Origin of the sequence: Streptococcus infantis (assembly GCF_047465525.1) — a bacterium.
GTDB classification, from domain to species: domain Bacteria; phylum Bacillota; class Bacilli; order Lactobacillales; family Streptococcaceae; genus Streptococcus; species Streptococcus infantis_R.
The window spans coordinates 69,876-89,720 of record NZ_JASGZS010000003.1; the positions used below are offsets into that span (position 1 = coordinate 69,876).

20 protein-coding genes and 1 pseudogene are annotated in these 19,845 nt (G+C 39.5%); 11 read left to right on the top strand and 10 right to left on the bottom strand.

Annotation, left to right across the window (positions count from 1 at the left end; genetic code table 11):
- The first annotated feature begins 59 nt into the window (after positions 1-59).
- Together QM374_RS01660 and QM374_RS01665 are read left to right on the top strand one after the other, a co-directional pair.
- Positions 60-1,037: a Gfo/Idh/MocA family protein gene (locus QM374_RS01660; protein ID WP_045763443.1), complete on the top strand. Its 978-nt coding sequence runs from the start codon at positions 60-62 to the stop codon at positions 1,035-1,037.
- Complete coding sequence (locus QM374_RS01665; RefSeq protein ID WP_060955825.1) at positions 1,034-2,116, top strand: DEAD/DEAH box helicase; 1,083 nt, start codon at positions 1,034-1,036, stop codon at positions 2,114-2,116. The genes QM374_RS01660 and QM374_RS01665 overlap by 4 nt, the downstream gene beginning before the upstream one ends.
- Positions 2,117-2,227: 111 nt before the next feature.
- Here QM374_RS01665 and QM374_RS01670 read toward each other — a convergent pair whose 3' ends face one another.
- The gene (locus QM374_RS01670) at positions 2,228-2,605 is read right to left on the bottom strand and encodes a DUF1934 domain-containing protein (RefSeq protein WP_148130305.1); all 378 of its coding nucleotides are present in this window, start codon (positions 2,603-2,605) and stop codon (positions 2,228-2,230) included.
- A 71-nt stretch (positions 2,606-2,676) separates the two neighbouring features.
- Here QM374_RS01670 and QM374_RS01675 point away from each other — a divergent pair, with 71 nt between their 5' ends.
- The 3 genes from QM374_RS01675 to QM374_RS01685 all read left to right on the top strand — a co-directional run bounded on the left by QM374_RS01675 (position 2,677) and on the right by QM374_RS01685 (position 6,247).
- Positions 2,677-3,981, top strand: coding sequence for an HD domain-containing protein (locus QM374_RS01675; RefSeq protein WP_060955826.1), 1,305 nt, complete (start codon positions 2,677-2,679; stop codon positions 3,979-3,981).
- Positions 3,982-3,993: 12 nt separating this feature from the next.
- Positions 3,994-4,800: a sugar-phosphatase gene (yidA, locus tag QM374_RS01680; RefSeq protein WP_060955827.1), complete on the top strand. Its 807-nt coding sequence runs from the start codon at positions 3,994-3,996 to the stop codon at positions 4,798-4,800.
- Positions 4,801-4,928: 128 nt separating this feature from the next.
- Positions 4,929-6,247, top strand: a protein-coding gene (locus QM374_RS01685; RefSeq protein WP_414310690.1) for an IS3 family transposase whose coding sequence is annotated in 2 segments (ribosomal slippage) — positions 4,929-5,340 and positions 5,340-6,247 — 1,320 coding nt in all. Because the reading frame shifts where the segments join, the coding sequence is not laid out codon by codon here.
- 46 nt (positions 6,248-6,293) lie between these two features.
- Here the strand turns inward: QM374_RS01685 and QM374_RS01690 are convergent.
- The 5 genes from QM374_RS01690 to QM374_RS01710 all read right to left on the bottom strand — a co-directional run bounded on the left by QM374_RS01690 (position 6,294) and on the right by QM374_RS01710 (position 10,916).
- On the bottom strand, positions 6,294-7,130 hold the full coding sequence (locus QM374_RS01690) for an NAD(P)H-hydrate dehydratase (RefSeq protein ID WP_414310669.1): 837 nt from the start codon (positions 7,128-7,130) through the stop codon (positions 6,294-6,296).
- A 3-nt stretch (positions 7,131-7,133) separates the two neighbouring features.
- Positions 7,134-7,958 carry a phosphate ABC transporter ATPase gene (locus QM374_RS01695; protein WP_414310670.1) on the bottom strand — a complete coding sequence of 275 codons (825 nt, stop codon included), beginning with the start codon at positions 7,956-7,958 and terminating at the stop codon, positions 7,134-7,136.
- Between the two features lie 155 nt (positions 7,959-8,113).
- A complete protein-coding gene (locus QM374_RS01700) occupies positions 8,114-8,971 on the bottom strand; it encodes a bifunctional methylenetetrahydrofolate dehydrogenase/methenyltetrahydrofolate cyclohydrolase (RefSeq protein WP_414310671.1) in 858 nt (285 codons plus the stop codon).
- A gap of 527 nt (positions 8,972-9,498) precedes the next feature.
- Entirely contained in the window at positions 9,499-10,233 is a 735-nt protein-coding gene (locus QM374_RS01705; protein ID WP_414289323.1) for an amino acid ABC transporter ATP-binding protein, read from the bottom strand.
- Positions 10,233-10,916: an amino acid ABC transporter permease gene (locus QM374_RS01710; RefSeq protein ID WP_001011628.1), complete on the bottom strand. Its 684-nt coding sequence runs from the start codon at positions 10,914-10,916 to the stop codon at positions 10,233-10,235. The genes QM374_RS01705 and QM374_RS01710 overlap by 1 nt, the downstream gene beginning before the upstream one ends.
- A gap of 196 nt (positions 10,917-11,112) precedes the next feature.
- Here QM374_RS01710 and QM374_RS01715 point away from each other — a divergent pair, with 196 nt between their 5' ends.
- Positions 11,113-11,343: a DUF1797 family protein gene (locus QM374_RS01715; protein ID WP_000443576.1), complete on the top strand. Its 231-nt coding sequence runs from the start codon at positions 11,113-11,115 to the stop codon at positions 11,341-11,343.
- A 396-nt stretch (positions 11,344-11,739) separates the two neighbouring features.
- Positions 11,740-13,998 (top strand): AAA family ATPase, encoded by a 2,259-nt coding sequence (locus QM374_RS01720; RefSeq protein ID WP_414310672.1) that lies wholly within the window; start codon positions 11,740-11,742, stop codon positions 13,996-13,998.
- Positions 13,999-14,039: 41 nt separating this feature from the next.
- Here QM374_RS01720 and QM374_RS01725 read toward each other — a convergent pair whose 3' ends face one another.
- Both QM374_RS01725 and QM374_RS01730 read right to left on the bottom strand, forming a co-directional pair.
- Complete coding sequence (locus tag QM374_RS01725; RefSeq protein WP_414310673.1) at positions 14,040-14,654, bottom strand: GyrI-like domain-containing protein; 615 nt, start codon at positions 14,652-14,654, stop codon at positions 14,040-14,042.
- Between the two features lie 54 nt (positions 14,655-14,708).
- Positions 14,709-15,611, bottom strand: coding sequence for a helix-turn-helix transcriptional regulator (locus QM374_RS01730; protein WP_414310674.1), 903 nt, complete (start codon positions 15,609-15,611; stop codon positions 14,709-14,711).
- Between the two features lie 112 nt (positions 15,612-15,723).
- On the opposite strand from QM374_RS01730, the pseudogene QM374_RS01735 reads away from it, so the two are divergent.
- From QM374_RS01735 to QM374_RS01750, 4 genes and pseudogenes are all read left to right on the top strand, one after another.
- Positions 15,724-15,888: pseudogene (locus tag QM374_RS01735) on the top strand (hypothetical protein); the annotation flags it as partial.
- Positions 15,889-15,976: 88 nt separating this feature from the next.
- A complete protein-coding gene (locus tag QM374_RS01740) occupies positions 15,977-16,426 on the top strand; it encodes an NUDIX hydrolase (RefSeq protein ID WP_045762885.1) in 450 nt (149 codons plus the stop codon).
- Between the two features lie 63 nt (positions 16,427-16,489).
- The gene (locus QM374_RS01745) at positions 16,490-16,789 is read left to right on the top strand and encodes a DUF1827 family protein (protein WP_049549688.1); all 300 of its coding nucleotides are present in this window, start codon (positions 16,490-16,492) and stop codon (positions 16,787-16,789) included.
- 198 nt (positions 16,790-16,987) lie between these two features.
- Complete coding sequence (locus tag QM374_RS01750) at positions 16,988-17,620, top strand: GNAT family N-acetyltransferase (protein WP_414310675.1); 633 nt, start codon at positions 16,988-16,990, stop codon at positions 17,618-17,620.
- 34 nt (positions 17,621-17,654) lie between these two features.
- On the opposite strand, the gene metK is transcribed toward QM374_RS01750, so the two are convergent.
- Positions 17,655-18,845, bottom strand: a complete 1,191-nt coding sequence (gene metK, locus QM374_RS01755; RefSeq protein WP_414310676.1) for a methionine adenosyltransferase — start codon at positions 18,843-18,845, stop codon at positions 17,655-17,657.
- Positions 18,846-19,083: 238 nt separating this feature from the next.
- Positions 19,084-19,782: a GntR family transcriptional regulator gene (locus tag QM374_RS01760; protein WP_414274079.1), complete on the bottom strand. Its 699-nt coding sequence runs from the start codon at positions 19,780-19,782 to the stop codon at positions 19,084-19,086.
- Positions 19,783-19,845 lie beyond the last annotated feature (63 nt).

A 19,845-nucleotide genomic window follows, 5' to 3' on the forward strand; every position in this document is an offset into this window, starting at 1 on the left:
TAGTTTAGTCTATCTGTGATATAATGAAAGCAGTCATTACTTGTAGAAAAGGAGATTTCATGCTTAAACTTGGTATTATCGGCACTGGTGCAATCAGTCACCACTTTATAGAAGCTGCTCATGCTAGTCAGGAATTCCAGTTAGTGGCTGTTTATTCAAGAAAGCTCACGACTGCTCAGCAATTTGCTAGTTCCTATTCAGATGTTAGTCTATTTGATAATTTAGAGGATTTCTTCCAATCTGAATTTGATGTTATCTATATCGCAAGTCCAAATTCTCTGCACTTTACTCAAGCCAAGGCCGCTTTATCTGCTGGCAAACATGTTATCCTTGAAAAACCAGCGGTGACTCAACCCCAAGAATGGCAGGATTTAGTTGAAATAGCTCAGGAGAATCACCGTTTCATCTTTGAAGCAGCAAGAAACTATCATGAGGAAGCCTTCACCGTTATTAAAAACTTTTTAGCAGATAAGCAAGTTTTAGGTGCAGATTTTAACTATGCCAAGTATTCTTCTAAGATGTCTGACCTTCTTTCTGGAAACACTCCGAATGTATTTTCAGACCGTTTTGCTGGTGGGGCTCTCATGGACTTGGGAATTTATCCGATCTATGCTGCGGTTCGCTTGTTTGGAAAGGCACTTAATGCGACCTATCAAACTCAGCAACTTGACAACACCATTGATTTAAATGGAGATGGTATCTTATCTTATCCCGGTTATCAAGTCCATATCAAGGCTGGTAAAAACATTACTTCTAATCTGCCTTGTGAAATATATACAACAGATGGAACCTTGACACTCAACACTATTGAACATGTTCGATCAGCTATTTTTACAGATCATCAAGGTAATGAAACATATCTACCTATTCAGCAGGCACCTCATACCATGACTGAGGAGGTCGCTGCTTTTGCTAACATGATCAAGCAGCCAAACCTAGAACTTTACCAAGCTTGGTTAGAGGATGCGTCACACGTCCATAACCTAATATACACTATGCGCCAGACTGCTGGCATTAGATTTGAGGCAGAAAAATGAAAACCAAACTACCTACAGAATGGCTAGAGCTAACCGAAAAACTCGGCTTTCAAGAATTCACACCCATTCAAACTCAGCTTTTTGATCCAATTTTAGACGGTCAAACCCTTCTTGGAGTTAGTCCAACTGGTACAGGTAAGACTTTAGCTTATCTCCTACCAAGTCTTCTTCGTCTCCAAAAGAAAAAAGCGCAGCAACTATTGATTTTAGCACCAAATACTGAACTGGCTGGTCAGATTTTTGAGGTAACTAAAACTTGGGGTGAAGCTATCGGCTTGACTGCTCAGCTCTTCCTGTCAGGTTCGAGTCAGAAACGTCAAATCGAACGACTGAAAAAAGGCCCAGAAATTCTGATTGGAACTCCTGGGCGTATCTTTGAACTGATCAAATTGAAAAAAATCAAGATGATGAATGTGGAGACTATTATACTTGATGAGTTTGACCAGTTGCTAGATGATTCTCAAATCCACTTTGTAGAAAAGATTACCCACTACGCACCTCGTGACCATCAACTTATTTACATGAGTGCCACTACCAAATTTGACCAAGATAAGATTGCACCTAACACTCGCACCATCGACCTCTCTGATCAAAAGTTGGACAACATTCAACACTTCTACATGCAAGTAGACCAACGTCATCGAGTAGATATGCTTAGAAAACTGGCACATGTCGAGGATTTCCGTGGCCTAGTCTTCTTTAATAGTTTATCAGACCTCGGAAGCGCTGAGGAAAAATTGCAGTATCGCGATGTTTTAGCTGTTTCACTAGCTAGCGATGTCAACGTTAAATTCAGAAAAGTTATTCTAGAAAAATTCAAAGACAAGCAACTAACACTGCTTCTTGCAACAGACCTTCTAGCTCGTGGTATCGACATTGATAGCTTGGAATGCGTGGTTAACTTTGACGTTCCTAGAGATATGGAAACCTACACTCACCGCGCTGGCCGTACTGGACGTATGGGCAAAGAGGGTTATGTAATCACGCTTGTAACACATCCCGAAGACATCAAAAAGCTGAAGAAATTTGCAAGTGTACGTGAAATTGTCTTGAAAAATCAAGAACTGTATATCAAATAGAGGCTGGGACAAAAATCCCAACCTCATTTTTTATTAGCAAAAAACTTTGACCTGCTAGTTGATTTGGAACTTCGAAATCGAAACTTTGACTTCCGATTTCTCCTCCACTTTTTACCCCCAGGTAATTTCTAAGCGATAGTTCGCAAATGGAGTTCCTTCTTTGTTTTGTAGTTGATAGGCTAGTTCAATCTTTTGCTGATCAACTTGATAATGGCTTGTTTGGATGATAAACTCCTGTATCCCCATTGGTGTAGGAACATAGGCTAAACTATCAGCTTCCTTCAGAAAACGCATGATGGTCTTAGGGTTGGAAAATCGAGACATCACCAACTCTGTATCATTAAACTTGAGTACCACTTTTTCCTTCTCTTCATTGTAAAAAAGGAGATAGGAAAAATCACCTTTCTCACGTAACTCAACGTCATAAAGTTGGTCGATCACTTCCAATTGTTCATCAAATTGGATGGTATTTCTCATTCGAATCTTCACTTCAAGTCCTCTTTCTACACTCTTATCCTACTATTTTACCAAAAACTGTAGCTTTTTGCTATAATGGTTTTATGAATGAAAAAGTATTTCGTGACCCTGTTCACAATTATATCCATGTTGATAATCAGATTATCTATGACTTAATCAATACCAAAGAATTTCAACGGCTTCGTCGAATCAAGCAGTTGGGTACATCCAGTTATACCTTTCATGGTGGAGAGCATAGTCGCTTTTCTCACTGTCTAGGTGTTTACGAGATTGCACGCCGTATCACAGAGATTTTTGAGGAAAAGTATCCTAAAGAATGGGATCCTTCCGAGTCCCTCTTAACCATGACTGCAGCCCTACTTCATGACCTAGGACATGGTGCCTACTCGCATACCTTTGAAAATCTCTTTGATACAGACCATGAAGCCATTACTCAAGAGATTATCCAAAGCCCTGAGACAGAGATTCACCAAGTCCTACTACAAGTCGCGCCAGACTTTCCAGAAAAAGTTGCCAGTGTCATCGACCACACCTATTCTAACAAGCAGGTCGTGCAACTCATTTCTAGTCAGATTGATGCAGACCGCATGGACTATCTCTTGCGTGACTCCTATTTTACTGGAGCATCCTATGGAGAATTTGACCTGACTCGAATCCTCCGAGTCATTCGCCCTGTCGAAAATGGTATCGCCTTTCAGCGCAATGGCATGCACGCCATCGAAGACTACGTCCTCAGTCGCTACCAGATGTACATGCAGGTTTATTTCCACCCAGCAACACGGGCCATGGAAGTTCTCCTAAAAAATCTTCTCAAACGCGCTAAGGAACTCTATCCTGAAGACAAGGACTTCTTTGCACGAACTTCTCCACATCTCCTGCCTTTCTTTGAAAAAAATGTGACCTTGTCTGATTATCTGGCTCTGGATGATGGTGTGATGAATACCTACTTCCAGATCTGGATGACCAGTCCTGACAAGATTCTCGCAGACTTGTCGCAACGCTTTGTCAATCGCAAGGTTTTTAAATCTATCACCTTTTCACAAGAAGATCAAGAACAGCTTGCATCTATGAGAAAACTTGTAGAAGATATCGGCTTTGATCCTGACTATTACACAGCTATTCATAAGAACTTTGACCTTCCTTATGATATCTATCGCCCTGAATCAGAAAACCCACGGACACAGATTGAGATTATCCAAAAAAATGGAGAACTAGCAGAACTCTCTAGCCTGTCTCCTATCGTCCAATCCCTTGCTGGCAGTCGCCACGGAGATAATCGTTTCTATTTTCCAAAAGAAATGTTAGACCAAAACAGCATCTTTGCAAGCATCACCCAGCAATTTTTACACTTAATTGAGAACGATCATTTTACACCAAATAAAAACTAAAAGAGGAACTATATGAGTATTAAACTAATCGCTGTCGATATCGACGGAACCCTTGTCAACAGCAAAAAGGAAATCACTCCTGAAGTATTTGCCGCTATTCAAGATGCCAAAAAAGCTGGTGTCAAAGTTATGATTGCAACTGGACGTCCTATCGCTGGCGTTGCCAAACTTCTAGATGACTTGAAATTAAGAGATGAAGGTGACTATGTAGTGACCTTCAACGGTGCCCTTGTCCAAGAAACAGCTACAGGGCATGAGATTATCAGCGAATCCTTGACTTTTGAGGATTATCTAGATATGGAATTCCTCAGCCGCAAACTTGGCGTCCATATGCACGCTATTACCAAGGACGGCATCTATACTGCCAATCGCAATATCGGAAAATATACCGTTCACGAATCAACCCTCGTCAGCATGCCGATTTTTTACCGTACACCTGAAGAAATGGCTGACAAGGAAATCGTCAAATGTATGTTTATCGATGAGCCTGAAATTCTGGATGCCGCTATTGAAAAGATTCCTGCAGAATTTTATGAGCGCTACTCCATCAACAAATCTGCTCCTTTCTACCTTGAGCTCCTTAAAAAGAATGTAGACAAAGGCTCAGCTATCACTCACCTAGCTGAGAAACTTGGACTAAGCAAGGATGAAACCATGGCTATCGGAGACGAAGAAAATGACCGTGCTATGCTCGAAGTCGTAGGTAACCCGGTTGTTATGGAAAACGGAAACCCAGAACTCAAAAAAATTGCCAAATACATCACTAAATCAAATGATGAATCTGGCGTAGCCCATGCTATCCGTACATGGGTACTGTAAAATAATTTGAATGTAGAAAAAGCACTCTAGAAGTTAGAGATAATGTACTGACCCCAAAAGTTAGACAGAAAAAATCTAACTTTTGGGGTATTTTTATTATGAAATTAACTTATGATTCCTAAGTTCAGATCTATGAACTTAGGAATCAAGGTCATAGCTTCAAAGAGCTTTCAAAAAGATTTGATGTAGATGTTTCTGGGCTAAGATACATGATGAGATTGATTGAACTTTACGGTATAAAAATAGTCAAGAAAGGTAAGAATTGTTATTATTCTCCAGAACTAAAACAAGAAATGATTGATAAAGTCTTACTGGAAGGTCGTTCACGTAGAAGTGTCAGCCTTGATTATGCTCTCCCAAATCAAGGAATGCTTTCAAATTGGCTGGCACAATACAAGAAAAACGGGTATACTATTGTTGAGAAAACAAGAGGGAGACCACCTAAAATGGGACGTAAGCCAAAAAAGAGACCTGAAGAGATGACAGAATTAGAACGTCTTCAAGCCGAAAATGAGTACCTGAGAGCGGAGAATGCCATTCTAAAAAAGTTGAGAGAACTCCGATTGAAGGAGGAAAAAGAGAAAGAAGAAAGACAGAAATTGTTCAAGAATTAATCACTGAGTTTTCGTTAGATATTCTTCTAAAAGCCATTAAACTAGCTCGTTCGACCTACTATTATCACTTGAAACAGCTAAACAAACCAGATAAGGACCAAGAGCTTAAAGCTGAAATTCAATCCATTTTTACCGAACACAAGGGAAATTATGGTTATCGTCGGATTCATTTAGAACTAAGAAATTGTGGTTATCTGGTCAATCATAAAAGAGTTCAACGCTTGATGAAAGTACTCAATTTACAAGCTAAAATGCGACAGAAACGCAAGTATTCTTCTCATAAAGGAGACGTTGGCAAGAAAGCAGATAACCTCATTCAACGTCAATTTGAAGGCTCTAAACCAATGGAAAAGTGCTACACAGATGTGACAGAGTTTGCCATTCCATCAAGCAGTCAAAAGCTCTATTTATCGCCAGTTTTGGATGGCTTTAATAGCGAAATTATCGCCTATAATCTTTCTAGGTCACCGAACTTAGCACAAGTAAAGACGATGTTAGAACAAGCCTTCTCAGAGGAATACTACGAGAATACTATTCTCCATAGTGACCAGGGCTGGCAATACCAACACAATTCTTATCATCAGTTCTTAGAGAGTAGGGGGATTCAGCCATCCATGTCACGTAAGGGTAACAGCACAGACAATGGCATGATGGAATCTTTCTTTGGCATTTTGAAATCCGAAATGTTTTATGGCTATGAGAAGACCTTCCAATCACTTAACCAATTGGAACAGGCTATTGTAGACTATATTGATTATTACAACAACAAACGAATTAAGGTAAAACTAAAAGGACTTAGTCCTGTGCAGTACAGAACTAAATCCTTTCAATAATTATTTGTCTAACTTTTTGGGGTCAGTACAAAACTCAGGTGTCTTTTTATATTTTCTTCATAAAAGCTGGGATATGTTGACTGATCGTGGTTGGCAGAACTACAAAATTGTCCTCAGCCAGTTCTTGGGCAATTGCTGAATGTAAATAGGTCGCTACCGTCACTCTTTCATAGAGGCTAACTTGAGGAAACTGACCTGCAAAGCCAGCGATCATCCCAGCTAAGGTATCTCCCATTCCCCCAGTCGCCTGATAGGGACCTCCAACTCCCAGCTGATAAAAATCAGCTTGACCAGCTTGCCAGATTCGAGTAGCTGGACCTTTTTGAACTAGAATCGTCCCTGAAGGAAAACTCAACAAAGCCTCTCTTGTTTCCTCGGTTCCATGGGAATCCAAATCTAAGCCTGACAAGACTTGCCATTCCCTTTGATGAGGCGTTAAAACAAGCTGAGCTTTAGGAAATTTCATTCCCGTCTTCGCTAAAATGGATAAAGCACCACCATCCAGTATGAGAGTCTGGTCTTGACTTAAATGATGAAAGACTGTTTGGAGAAGCTGTTCTCCACGCTCATCATCCACTAGTCCAGATCCAACCAAGACAATGTTAGCCTTCTGCAACTGTTGCTCAAGCAATTGCTTATCATCAAGAGTAAAAGCCATAGCCTCCGGAAGATGGCTATGCAGAGCTGTAATATTCTCCTGGTCCGTTGCTACTGTCACCAAGCCTGCGCCGCTTCTAACAGCTCCTAAGGCAGCCATAATAATCGCTCCCCCATAGGGATAAGTCCCTCCAATCAAGAGAAGACGACCGTAGTCTCCCTTATGACTAGAACGAGGACGCTCAATGATAACTTTTTTCAGTAGAGCTTGATCAATCTCTTTCATACACTACTCCTTCAACTTATCCTTACCATGCAGTACTTGATTAACCTTAGTATTCCAAGCCTGTAACCCTTCTCCTTCATAGTCTAGGTAAATCACTCTATCTTGTAATTGACAAGGAATCAAACCTTCAAAACAAGACCTATCTTTTGAAGGAATAACACACAAATGAAGAAAGGTATCCAAATCTAAACTATCTCTTACCTTCGCAACATGATAGCCATCAAACATATAGTCTGGTGCTTGGATTAATTCTTCATACAGAAAATGAAAACTAACGCCAGGAATGAACTTTTCTTGTAATTCCTCCTCAGACGGTGCCCGTCCTAACAAACGCTCCATAGCGAGTCGGTAACCCGAAGTCGTATTAGACCATCCGAACATAATATAGTCAAAATAGTCTGCTGGATCAGAAGCTGCATTACGACTATCTGTAACTAGCTCAGCCCCACTTTTACCAAATACTTTTACCGCCGACATGAGTTTTCCAATCTTAAAAATAGCCTGAGCCACCTCAACTGTACAAGTATGACTACAATAATTTGAAGTAACCAACTTTCTCTGGATATCATAGGTAGAAGCTACAAGGCGATGACTTGGTCTGTAGGGAGGAAAATAGCTATGCTCTTGCAAGTAATCATGAATTCGTATATTTAATTCATGATTCTCACATTCCACAATGGTCTGACGATGATGGTCCTGTTCGTAAGCAATAAACTTTGCTAGCTTCTCCAATTCCCATTCTTTAATCTGTGGATAGTTTTCAAGAGCAAATTGATACATCCCATCCCACTGGAGACTAAAATCTGCATTACAAACTTTTACAATCATCTAATCACCTCTACTTCATTATACTACAAAGTAGATAAAAAGAAGCTTTAATTGACAGAACCGTCTTTACAATAGACAAAAAAAGGTAGAAATATTGCTATTCAACCTTTTGGTTTAACTGCCACTCTGATGATTCATTTTAGCAACCTATAAACCTAGTTTTTTTCCAAGCTACGCAATGCAGCCTGATAAGTCTGCTCCATCAGCATGGTAATCGTCATAGGTCCTACTCCACCAGGTACGGGGGTGATATGACTAGCAATTGGTGCAACAGCATCATAGTCAACATCTCCACAGAGCTTGCCATTTTCATCTCGGTTCATCCCCACATCAATGACAACTGCTCCAGGTTTGACAAAGTCAGCAGTCACAAACTTAGCACGACCGATTGCTACGACAAGAATATCCGCCTTAGAAGCTACCTTGGCAAGATTATGTGTTCGTGAGTGGGTCAAGGTTACAGTTGCATTCTTAGCTAATAACAACTGGGCCATTGGTTTACCGACAATATTAGAACGACCAATAACAACCGCATTCTTACCTTCTAGTTCAATCCCATACTCATGAAACATTTCCATAATACCAGCTGGAGTTGAAGGGATCATAACTGGATGACCAGACCAAAGGCGCCCCATGTTGAGCGGATGAAAACCATCCACGTCCTTTTCTGGATCAATAGCCAATAAAACAGCTTCTTCATCGATGTGTTTTGGTAAGGGTAACTGCACCAAAATACCATGCCAAGCTGGATCGTGATTGTATTTGGCAATCAAAGCCAACAATTCCTCTTGAGTAATGGTCTCAGGAACTCGCACGACTTCACTTTGGAATCCTGCGGCTATCGCTGAACGTTCCTTGTTACGAACGTAAACCTGACTGGCTGGATTTTCTCCCACTAAAATAACTACCAAACCAGGAACCAAACCTGTCTCTTCCTTTAATTTAGCTGTTTTTTCAGCCAATTGTCCTTGTAGCTTGGCTGCTAAAGCCTTGCCATCAATAATCTGTGTCATGTGTTTTCTCTTTTCTAACAAATATCTTCTATTATATCAAAAAAATACTTGTCCCTCTAACACTTCTTACCTAAGAGACCTTATAGTCTGAAACTATAAGAAAAAGCTCAGTTGGAGGACTAGTCATTCTCTTACTGGAGGATAAAAGAACTCCACAGAATAAAGATATTATTTTTTGATTCTGCATCAAAAATAATGTATAGTATAAGTAAAGGAAGTCTTACAAAAAAGGAGGATAATCATGTCAATCTTTCATAAATGTATACTATTTTTTATATTTCTTATACTAGCACTATACTCTGATAAGCTTTTCAAAAAGAACCACCAAGTTTGGAAAATTATTTTCGCAGTATTAGGCATACTTACAAGCATTAGCTTCTTATTTTAACTATAAAAAGTAGGAGTCAGTATTTTATGATTCCTACTTTTTATTTATAACTTTAATCTAAACTGAGTAAAGAAGTTTTGCTATACTTGTCGAACTATCCACCTAAGAAAAAGTCGAAATGGATATAAATTTACAACTCTTACAAAACCTTACTCAAGAAATCCTTGGTTCTTTGTTCTTGGGTTTGTTCAAAGACTTGCTCTGGAGTTCCGTCTTCGACAACAACACCGTCAGCCATAAAGATGACACGGTCTGCCACTTCACGCGCAAAGCCCATCTCATGCGTCACGATGACCATAGTCATTCCTGACTTAGCAAGTTCTTGCATAACCGCTAGTACTTCCCCTACCATTTCTGGGTCTAGGGCAGAAGTCGGTTCATCAAAAAGTAGGACATCTGGTTCCATGGCAAGACCACGAGCAATAGCGATACGTTGTTGCTGCCCACCAGACAAACTTTGTGGAAAAGCATCTGCCTTATCTGGTAAACCAACCTTTTCCAAGAGCTCATGCGCTCTCTTCTCAGCAACTTCCTTACTTTCCCCTTTGGTCTTGATAGGAGAAAGCGTGATGTTATCCTTCACTGTCATATTGGGGAAGAGATTGAACTGTTGGAAAACCATTCCCATCTTTTCACGCATGGCAAAGAGGTCGTTTTTCTTATCTGTAATGTCTACTCCTTCAAAGATAACCTTTCCTTTTGTCGCTTCTTCGAGGAGATTCATAGAGCGAAGGAGGGTTGACTTACCGCTACCAGATGGTCCGATAATCACCACAACTTCCCCTTTTTTGATTTCAAGATCAATTCCTTTTAAAACTTCATTCTTCCCAAAGTTTTTATGAAGGTTTTCAATTTTAATAAGCGTTTCAGTCATTATTTTTTCTCTCCTTGTCCCATACGATTTTCAAAAGCTTTCAAGGCTAGTGTCAAGATAGAGGTCATAATCAAGTAGTAAAAGGCTGCAAATAAGAGTGGAGTTAAAGGCAAGTAGGTGGTTGTTGACACCGTAGTAGCTCCATTCCACAATTCCATAACACCGATTGCTGACAAGAGTGAACTATCCTTGATAATGGTAATAAACTCATTCCCCAAGGCTGGCAAGATATTCTTGATGGCCTGTGGCAAGATGACATAGCGCATGGCATTTTTAGGACGAATCCCTAGAGAGTAAGCCGCCTCTAATTGACCTTTAGGTACTGCATTGATACCAGCACGAACTGTTTCTGATACATAGGCACCACTATTCATAGAAATAATGATAATCCCTGGAATCAAACGTGAAAAATCAACTCCCAAAACTCCAATCTGAATTGTCGGAGCATTGATATGCATAAGAGCAAAAGCAATCATGATCTGTACCATCATAGGTGTTCCACGGAAAATCCAAATATAAACATTGGCAAGCCAAGCTATGGGCTTTATTTTAGAACGTTGAGCAAAAGCCAAGACTACCCCTAAAATTGTCCCCAAAAAGACAACCAAAACAGAGATCAAGACTGTTACGAGAGCACCATAGTTAAAATATGGCAGATATTTAGGTAAAAAAGAAAAATTCATAAATCCACTACTTTCTAATTTCTAACTTAAAACTTGTATGAGTATAACATATTTTGAATAAAAATGCAATCTTTTTCCTTTTATTTTCAATAAAATTTCAAAGAAAACAGAAATAGCGAGAAATCTTAGTTTTTTCTAGTCAAGTGGATACTCTTTATGGTAAAATAGTAACGATAAGAAATGGAGGAGAATCAAAATGGAATCACATTTGGTTAGAATCATCAACCGCCTAGAAGCAATGACAAAAGATGGTGGTAACTTAAAACGTAACTTTGAGCGCGAGGGAGTTGTTGTAGCTGAAGTTGCTTTTAACCATGATGAAGAAAATGGCCCAATCTTTACACTTCGTGATGTTGAAGCTCGTGAAACATATACTTTTGACAGCATCGACTTGATTGCGATGGAAATTTACGAACTTCTATACTAATAATAGATATACAGAGGTTGGGACAAAAGATCCCGACCTCACTTTTTATTAGCAATCAAACTTTGACGCGGTAGCTGATTGGACTTTTCGTTCGTCTTTTAGACTCCCAAAACTCCTAATCATCTTCGCGGGGCTGGGACTACGAAATCGAGACTTTGTCTATCGATTTCTGTCCCACCGCCTTTCACCAACGAGAATCCTTTTTGTATGACAAATAGGATTTTTTTCTTGCTATCAAAATCTTCTCCAGATTAGCGCTCTACTATTTATAGTGCTAGTATCCAATCTTTTTGCTTGAATTGCCCAATAATCATGATATAATTAAATTATATACTTGTTTGACTATTTTTGACCTTTTAGATTTAGTCAAGACTAAGAAAGAAATGAGGTGGCGGTATGCTCTGTCAAAACTGTAAAATCAATGACTCAACGATTCATCTTTATACCAATCTCAATGGACAACAAAAGCAAATCGACCTTTGTCAAAATTGCTACAAAATTATCAAAACAGATCCTAACAATAGCTTATTCAAGGGCATTACAGATTTAAACAACCGTGATTTTGATCCCTTTGGAGACTTCTTTAACGATCTCAACAACTTTAGACCTTCTTCTAATAACAACAATATCCCCCCAACTCAGTCAGGGGGTGGATACGGTGGAAATGGTGGCTATGGTGCCCAAAATCGTGGTCCTGCTCAAACACCACCACCAATCCAGGAAAAAGGACTCTTGGATGAATATGGTATCAATGTCACTGAGATTGCCCGTCGTGGAAATATTGACCCTGTAATTGGCCGTGACGAAGAAATCATCCGAGTTATTGAAATTCTCAACCGTAGAACCAAAAACAACCCTGTCCTCATCGGTGAGCCCGGTGTTGGTAAGACAGCTGTTGTCGAAGGTTTAGCTCAGAAAATTGTTGACGGTGATGTTCCGCATAAGCTTCAAGGTAAAGAAGTCATCCGCTTAGACGTCGTGAGTCTTGTCCAAGGAACAGGTATCCGAGGTCAGTTTGAAGAGCGCATGCAAAAACTCATGGAAGAAATTCGTGAGCGCGAGGATGTTATTCTCTTCATTGACGAAATTCATGAAATTGTCGGTGCTGGTTCAGCAGGAGAAGGGAATATGGATGCAGGAAATATCCTAAAACCAGCTCTTGCTCGTGGCGAACTCCAGTTAGTAGGTGCTACTACTCTCAATGAATACCGTATCATTGAAAAAGACGCTGCCCTTGAGCGCCGTATGCAGCCTGTTAAGGTAGATGAACCAACTGTTGAAGAAACCATTATTATTCTTAAGGGTATTCAAAAGAAATACGAAGATTACCATCATGTTCACTATACTGATGGGGCTATCGAAGCGGCCGCTACCCTTTCTAACCGCTACATCCAAGACCGTTTCTTGCCAGACAAGGCTATTGACCTTCTAGATGAAGCTGGTTCAAAAATGAACTTAACCTTGAATTTTGTAGATCCTAAGGTCATCGACCAACGCTTAATCGAAGCAGAAAATCTCAAGGCACAAGCAACCCGCGATGAAGATTTTGAAAAAGCAGCCTACTTCCGTGACCAGATTGCCAAATATAAGGAAATGCAAAAGACCAAGGTAACGGATCAGGATACCCCAATCATCAGTGAAAAAACAATCGAACACATCATCGAACAAAAGACCAATATCCCAGTTGGTGATCTTAAGGAAAAAGAACAGTCTCAACTTATCAACCTAGCAGATGACCTTAAGGCTCATGTTATTGGTCAAGATGATGCAGTTGATAAGATCGCTAAGGCTATCCGTCGTAACCGTGTTGGTTTAGGTACTCCCAACCGTCCAATTGGTAGCTTCCTCTTTGTTGGTCCTACCGGTGTCGGTAAAACAGAACTTTCTAAACAGCTGGCCATCGAACTCTTTGGTTCTGCTGATAGCATGATTCGCTTTGATATGAGTGAATACATGGAAAAACACAGCGTTGCTAAACTCGTTGGTGCCCCTCCAGGATACGTAGGATATGATGAAGCTGGACAATTGACTGAAAAAGTTCGTCGTAATCCTTATTCTCTCATTCTTTTAGACGAGGTAGAAAAAGCCCATCCAGACGTTATGCATATGTTTCTTCAAGTCTTGGATGATGGTCGCTTGACAGATGGTCAAGGTCGTACCGTTAGCTTCAAGGATGCCATCATTATCATGACCTCAAATGCAGGTACAGGTAAGGCAGAAGCAAGCGTTGGATTTGGCGCTGCTAGAGAAGGCCGTACCAACTCTGTTCTTGGGGAATTAGGCAATTTCTTTAGCCCAGAATTCATGAACCGTTTTGATGGGATTATCGAATTCAAGGCTCTCAGCAAGGAAAATCTCCTTCAAATCGTTGACCTCATGCTAGATGATGTGAATAAACGACTCTCAAGCAATAATATCCATCTTGATGTCACAGAAAAGGTCAAAGAAAAACTTGTAGACCTTGGTTACGATCCAAAAATGGGAGCTCGTCCATTACGTCGTACCATTCAAGACTACATCGAAGATGCCATTACGGACTATTACCTTGAAAATCCAAGCGAGAAAAACCTCAAAGCCGTCATGACTAGCAAGGGTACGATTCAAATCAAATCTGCCAAAAAAACTGAAAAGATTGCTTCTGAAAAAGAAGAATAAATCTCATAAAAAGAACAGGAAACAAGATTTCCTGTTCTTTTTTAATTTTCCTCTTGAACTTGATAGCGAAGAATTGTTTTCAATTTGCTTGAATCTGTTCGATGAAGATTATTTAGATAAATTTCTCGGTGAACCTCCGTAGTTCTTTTGAGTTTATGGAGTTGACAAAAACACTCCATCTCTGCAAAAGTTTCATTTTCTGAATCAAAAGATCCTACATGAAGCATAGCAAGCCTTTGGCCTTCTTCTATTTTTTCAAAACGAATAGCCTCATAGAGAGGATTTGGCTTCTTGATTTTAGCCTCGTTCAGAGCTTCCTCAAACAGTTCTCGCGTAATAAAATCAGGTTGCCCAATCATAATGCTATAAAAAAGCTCACTTTTTACCAATTCTCCTTCCTTCTCCTTTTTCCATAAACCTTCTAAAGGAAAGACTGTAAAATCAGTGTAGACTTGATCCCGAGGAGCCTTTTTATACTTCATCTTTATCGCATAAGCTAAGGCATATAAAGCTCCTACGCGTTCTGAAAAATCTTCTTGATTTGGATCGCCCTTACCATCAATCACGATATAGGATTGACCTGGTATCTGTAAAATAGTGGGCCTAGCCTTAACTTGATAAAGAGCTTTCGCTTCTTTTCTCCATTCGTATTTCATTTGATTTTTCTCCTTTCTATCTCTAGTATAGCACTAAAACCATGACATCTTTTGTCATGGTTTGTAAAGTTTTTGGATTTTTTCTAATCTAGAAAGCAATTCCTTCTTCAGATAATCAGGTTCGAGTATTTCCACTTCATCTAAATAAGACAGAAGATAAATATACAGACTTTTATGCTCTGGAAAAATCGTTTTGACATAGTAAGATCCATCCTCCCCCAAGTTAATCTCATCTTCTGAAAAATCTTCATAAACCCGGAAAGCAAGCTTGGGACTAAACTTCAAGGAAACTTCGATTTGATTTGCCACTTGATCTGAACTATCAACGGAATCCATCACGTTTTTCTGCTTCACTATTTCATTTGTTAGGCGACAATTCCTAATTCTAGATAACTTGAAAAAACGCCAATCTTCTTTCAAATAACAGTAGGCGTGAAGGTACCAATCTCTCTTTTTAAATACGAGTTTAAAAGGTTCAACTGTACGAATCGTTTTCTGACCACTCCCACCTAGATAAGTGATCACCAGTCTCCTCTTTTCTAGAATAGCATGTTTAATGTTATCAAATAATTCTTTTTGACCTTCTCGCTTTCTCCAGTCAGTCAAGTCTACTTCTATCCAAGGGCTGGTAGAAACTTGAAAAATAGATTCTAATTTTTCAAGTAATATGTCTTGCCTGTCATCCGTCAGAACTCGAATCCCTTGCAAAGCAGACATAAGCTCTATTTTTTCATCCTCTGATACAAGAGTGCGATCCAGGACAAAGCCCTTCATTAAAAAGATCCCACCTGCCTTTCCAGGAACTGAATAAAGGGGAATCCCCGCCATACTCAACCGCTCAATATCACGATAAATCGTTCGTACAGATACTTCAAATAATCGGGATAATTCGGGAGCCGTTGTACTGCCTTTTTCTAAAAGTAGATATAAGATACGAAATAATCTTGATTCTGCCATAAAATCACCTCCCTTCTATTATACCAGTTAAAATAGTAGGGCTGAAAAGTTTATCCCAAAAAAATATTTATCAAGATAAAGTAGATTTCTCGTCATAAATTTATTCTTAACAGCTCGCCCACTACGTCGTACGATTCAGGATTATATCGAAGATGCGATTACAGACTACTACCTTGAAAATCCAAGCGAGAAAAACCTCAAGGCTGTCATGACTAGCAATGGTAAAATCATGATTAAATCAAAAAATAAATTGGAAACAGTTGACTCAAATGACTAATTCCACATACTAAAAGAATGTTCTTACTTGACAGTAAGAGCATTCTTTAATATGATAGAAAGAAAGCGCACACATAAAGGAGAAATTTATGACAAATCCAACCTTTGGAGAAAAAAAAGAGGGTGTAACCTACAAAACTAGATATGGTGTTTATGCAGTCATCCCTGACTCAGCACATGAAAAGATTATCCTCGTTCAAGCTCCAAATGGTGCATGGTTCTTGCCTGGTGGCGAGATTGAAGCAGGCGAAGATCATTTTGAAGCTCTCAAACGAGAACTGATTGAAGAATTAGGTTTTACAGCTGAGATTGGCACTTATTATGGACAAGCAGATGAGTATTTCTATTCCAGCCATCGTGATACTTACTACTACAATCCAGCCTATCTCTACGAAGCTACTTCTTATCAAGAAATCCAAAAACCTTTGGAGGACTTCAATCACCTAGCTTGGTTCCCAATCGATGAAGCCATTGCTAACTTAAAACGTGGCAGTCATAAATGGGCAATTGAAGCTTGGAAAAAACAGCATCAAGTTTAAATTAACTTTTCCAATTTTTCCAAAAAGTGCTATAATAGAAATAGAAACACAGGAGGAAAGCCTATGAAGCTCATCAACACTACTAATTCTCACTCAAACCTTGTTAAAAGCCAACTGGAGAGTACCGACGCTACACTCGTAGAAGTCTACTCTGCAGGCAACACTGATGTTATCTTTACTCAGGCACCGCTTCATTATGAAATCCTCATTTCCAATAAACATCGTGCTATCCGCGAACAAGAAATTGAAAAAATCCAAGAATTTTTCTTGAATCGTAAGATCGACAAGCAAAATATCGATGAAGCTAATATCAAGACCCTCTACTCTGAAAAATTGATTGAAATCTCAATCCCAACAAAATAAAACTTAGCAATAATTGGACTACACTCTAAAAATTCTAACTTTTTAGAGTGTTCTTTGTCTGTCTGATCCGATATTCTAGAATCAGATTCAGTGTTACAGAGAGAGTTTTCTAACAATCTTTCAACTTACTAAGTTTGGCAATATTTTTGTAAAAACTCGGTTATTATAATTTACTAACAATAAAAAAGGAGCTCATAAATGGAGAACATAGTATACAGAAAAGCCAGGCTAGACGAATACCAAAAAATTGGAAAAGTAATAGCCGATAGCTTCTTTGACTATCCATTCTTAACTCTAATCATAGATGATCTCAAGAAACCTGAAAACTATCCTGCTTTTTTAGAACTCTTGGAAAGTCTCCTGACTCGCCTCTATATCAAAGAAGAGACCTGCTTAGTAGCTGAACAAGACGGAGAAATCCTAGCTGTCGCCTTATTACAACAAAATGATTTTTCCATCCTATCTTACTTGCTAAATGGTGTCATAAAACTATTTCGCTACATTAGCCCACGAAATTTTTTGAAGTATCTTGATCTAGTAGACCGTTCCGAAGAACATTTGAAAAAATCGAATAGCTTTGACTGGTATTTGATGCTCCTTGCAGTCAATTCATCCGTTAAAGGACAAGGTGTGGGCAGTGCTTTTCTTAGAGACGCAGTTGAGCCTTATGTCAAATCCAAGGGCTGCAAGCGCTTAGGGCTCATTACCAGTACAGAAAAAAATGTTCCATTCTATAAAAAGAATGATTATGTATTGCTAGATTTTATGGAGTTAGAGTATGGGGCTAAGTCCATTGGGAACTGGGCTTTTTTAAAGACTATCAATAAATAACTAAAAAAGGAGTTGAAATCAACTCCTTTTTACTTTATTTAACTGCTTCTTTCAAGGCTTCTACCTTATCCAAGCGTTCCCATGGAAGGTCAATATCTGTACGTCCCATGTGTCCATAAGCCGCTGTTTGACGGTAAATTGGGCGTTTAAGGTCTAGCATTTGGATGATTCCTGCTGGACGAAGGTCAAAGATTTGACGTGCTGCTTTTTCAAGCTTGCTTTCAGCTACTGTTCCAGTACCGAAGGTATCGATACGAACAGATACAGGTTGAGCTACACCAATGGCATAAGCCAATTGAACTTCTGCTTTCTTAGCAAGACCTGCAGCAACGATGTTTTTGGCAATGTAGCGAGCTGCATAAGAAGCTGAACGGTCAACCTTAGTTGCATCTTTACCAGAGAAGGCACCACCACCGTGACGTGAGTAACCACCATAAGTATCCACGATGATCTTACGACCAGTCAAACCTGAGTCTCCTTGAGGTCCTCCGATAACGAAACGACCTGTTGGGTTGATGAAGAATTTTGTCTCATCATCGAGATAAGATGCTGGAATCACTTCCTTGATAACCTTGTTGATCACATCCTTATGGATTTGGTCGTTGCTCACTTCTGGATCGTGTTGAGTTGAAATAACGACAGTATCCACGCGCACTGGCTGGTCATTTTCATCATACTCGACCGTAACTTGAGATTTAGCATCTGGACGAAGATAGCTAATTTCACCAGACTTACGAAGCTCTGCCAAACGACGAACCAACTTGTGGCTGAGTGAGATTGGCAATGGCATGAGTTCTTCAGTTTCATTAACCGCAAAACCAAACATGAGACCTTGGTCTCCAGCTCCAATCAAATCAAGTGGATCTTGATCCGCATTTCCACGAACTTCCAAGGCTTCATTAACCCCTTGGGCGATATCAGGAGATTGCTCTACCAATGATGGATGAACTCCTACTGTTTCAGCTGAGAATCCATACTCAGTGTTGGTATAGCCAATCTCTGCAATCGTATCACGTACCACACGGTTAATATCTACATAGGCATTGGTTGAAATTTCACCAAAAACATGAACTGAACCAGTATAAACAGCTGTTTCAGCAGCAACGTGGGCTTCTGGATCTTGCTCTAAAATAGCATCCAAGATAGCATCTGAAATTTGGTCTGCAATCTTATCTGGATGCCCCTCAGATACAGATTCAGACGTGAATAATTTACGTTCTGACATAAAAATGTCCCCCCTTAAAAAATATTCGTTATAGAGTTACAAAGTACTGGTAGAGAATCGATAAACGACGTTCACTACCACCTTATCGGGACCATATAACCTAACTATTATAACACGAATCTTAAAAAAATACTCGTATGATTACTATTTTTCTTAATCGGAAACTGTTTTCTAATCTTAACCAAATAAAAACTCTTAAAGTGGATAGGATTTCCAACTTCAAGAGATTTCTTAAAAACTAATTATTTTCTAGATAAAACTCAAAACGTTCTCCGACGTATTGGCTCTTTACATACTCGAAAGCCGTACCATCATCAAAGTAAGAAACCTGAGTCAGTCCTAAAATAGCATGCCCCTTTTCCACTTCCAGATAATGAGCAATTTTTTCCTTGGCTAAGCGAGCATATATAGTCTGGTGAGACTTACCAATCCGATAACCATGTTTCTGCAAGGTTTGAAAGAAGTGCTTGGTTACTTCTTCTTTCTTAAAATTTTTGATAAATTTCTCAGGAATCGACGCCACTTCATAGACAACAGGGACTTTGTCAGCATAGCGAACACGTTCCATCCGGATAATATTTTCAGTGGCCTTAATCCCTAATTTTTCAACTTCTTGCTCATTAGGGATCGTTCGACGATAGGAAATCAGATGACTCGATGGTGTTTTACCCTGAGCTTTTACAATTTCCGTAAAACTAGTTGTCCCACGCATTTTTTCCTGAACACGAGTACTAGAAACAAAGGTCCCACTACCCACACGACGCTCCAAAACCCCCTCCTCGACCAAAAGGGAGATGGCTTGACGCAGAGTCATACGGCTAACTTCAAATTCCTCAGCTAAATCTCGCTCACTTGGAAGTCTTTCCCCAATTTTCCAACTTCCCTCATCAATGTCTTTCTTGATTTGGTCGTGGATTTTCATATAAGCTGGTAACATGCTTGCTCACTTCTTTTCTTTATTTTTTCCATTGTACCCTATCTCATAGGGAAAAGTCAAACC

Excerpts from the sequence above, each read along its gene's own strand:
- QM374_RS01690 (WP_414310669.1), bottom strand. The coding sequence starts at position 7,130 with ATGAAAGAGATTGATCAAGCTCTACTGAAAAAAGTTATCATTGAGCGT.
- QM374_RS01750 (WP_414310675.1), top strand. The coding sequence starts at position 16,988 with ATGGAGAACATAGTATACAGAAAAGCCAGGCTAGACGAATACCAAAAA.
- yidA (WP_060955827.1), top strand. The coding sequence starts at position 3,994 with ATGAGTATTAAACTAATCGCTGTCGATATCGACGGAACCCTTGTCAAC.
- QM374_RS01715 (WP_000443576.1), top strand. The coding sequence starts at position 11,113 with ATGGAATCACATTTGGTTAGAATCATCAACCGCCTAGAAGCAATGACA.
- QM374_RS01705 (WP_414289323.1), bottom strand. The coding sequence starts at position 10,233 with ATGACTGAAACGCTTATTAAAATTGAAAACCTTCATAAAAACTTTGGG.
- QM374_RS01730 (WP_414310674.1), bottom strand. The coding sequence starts at position 15,611 with ATGGCAGAATCAAGATTATTTCGTATCTTATATCTACTTTTAGAAAAA.
- QM374_RS01740 (WP_045762885.1), top strand. The coding sequence starts at position 15,977 with ATGACAAATCCAACCTTTGGAGAAAAAAAAGAGGGTGTAACCTACAAA.
- QM374_RS01760 (WP_414274079.1), bottom strand. The coding sequence starts at position 19,782 with ATGTTACCAGCTTATATGAAAATCCACGACCAAATCAAGAAAGACATT.
- QM374_RS01710 (WP_001011628.1), bottom strand. The coding sequence starts at position 10,916 with ATGAATTTTTCTTTTTTACCTAAATATCTGCCATATTTTAACTATGGT.
- QM374_RS01720 (WP_414310672.1), top strand. The coding sequence starts at position 11,740 with ATGCTCTGTCAAAACTGTAAAATCAATGACTCAACGATTCATCTTTAT.
- QM374_RS01695 (WP_414310670.1), bottom strand. The coding sequence starts at position 7,958 with ATGATTGTAAAAGTTTGTAATGCAGATTTTAGTCTCCAGTGGGATGGG.
- QM374_RS01725 (WP_414310673.1), bottom strand. The coding sequence starts at position 14,654 with ATGAAATACGAATGGAGAAAAGAAGCGAAAGCTCTTTATCAAGTTAAG.
- metK (WP_414310676.1), bottom strand. The coding sequence starts at position 18,845 with ATGTCAGAACGTAAATTATTCACGTCTGAATCTGTATCTGAGGGGCAT.
- QM374_RS01675 (WP_060955826.1), top strand. The coding sequence starts at position 2,677 with ATGAATGAAAAAGTATTTCGTGACCCTGTTCACAATTATATCCATGTT.
- QM374_RS01660 (WP_045763443.1), top strand. The coding sequence starts at position 60 with ATGCTTAAACTTGGTATTATCGGCACTGGTGCAATCAGTCACCACTTT.
- QM374_RS01745 (WP_049549688.1), top strand. The coding sequence starts at position 16,490 with ATGAAGCTCATCAACACTACTAATTCTCACTCAAACCTTGTTAAAAGC.
- QM374_RS01700 (WP_414310671.1), bottom strand. The coding sequence starts at position 8,971 with ATGACACAGATTATTGATGGCAAGGCTTTAGCAGCCAAGCTACAAGGA.
- QM374_RS01665 (WP_060955825.1), top strand. The coding sequence starts at position 1,034 with ATGAAAACCAAACTACCTACAGAATGGCTAGAGCTAACCGAAAAACTC.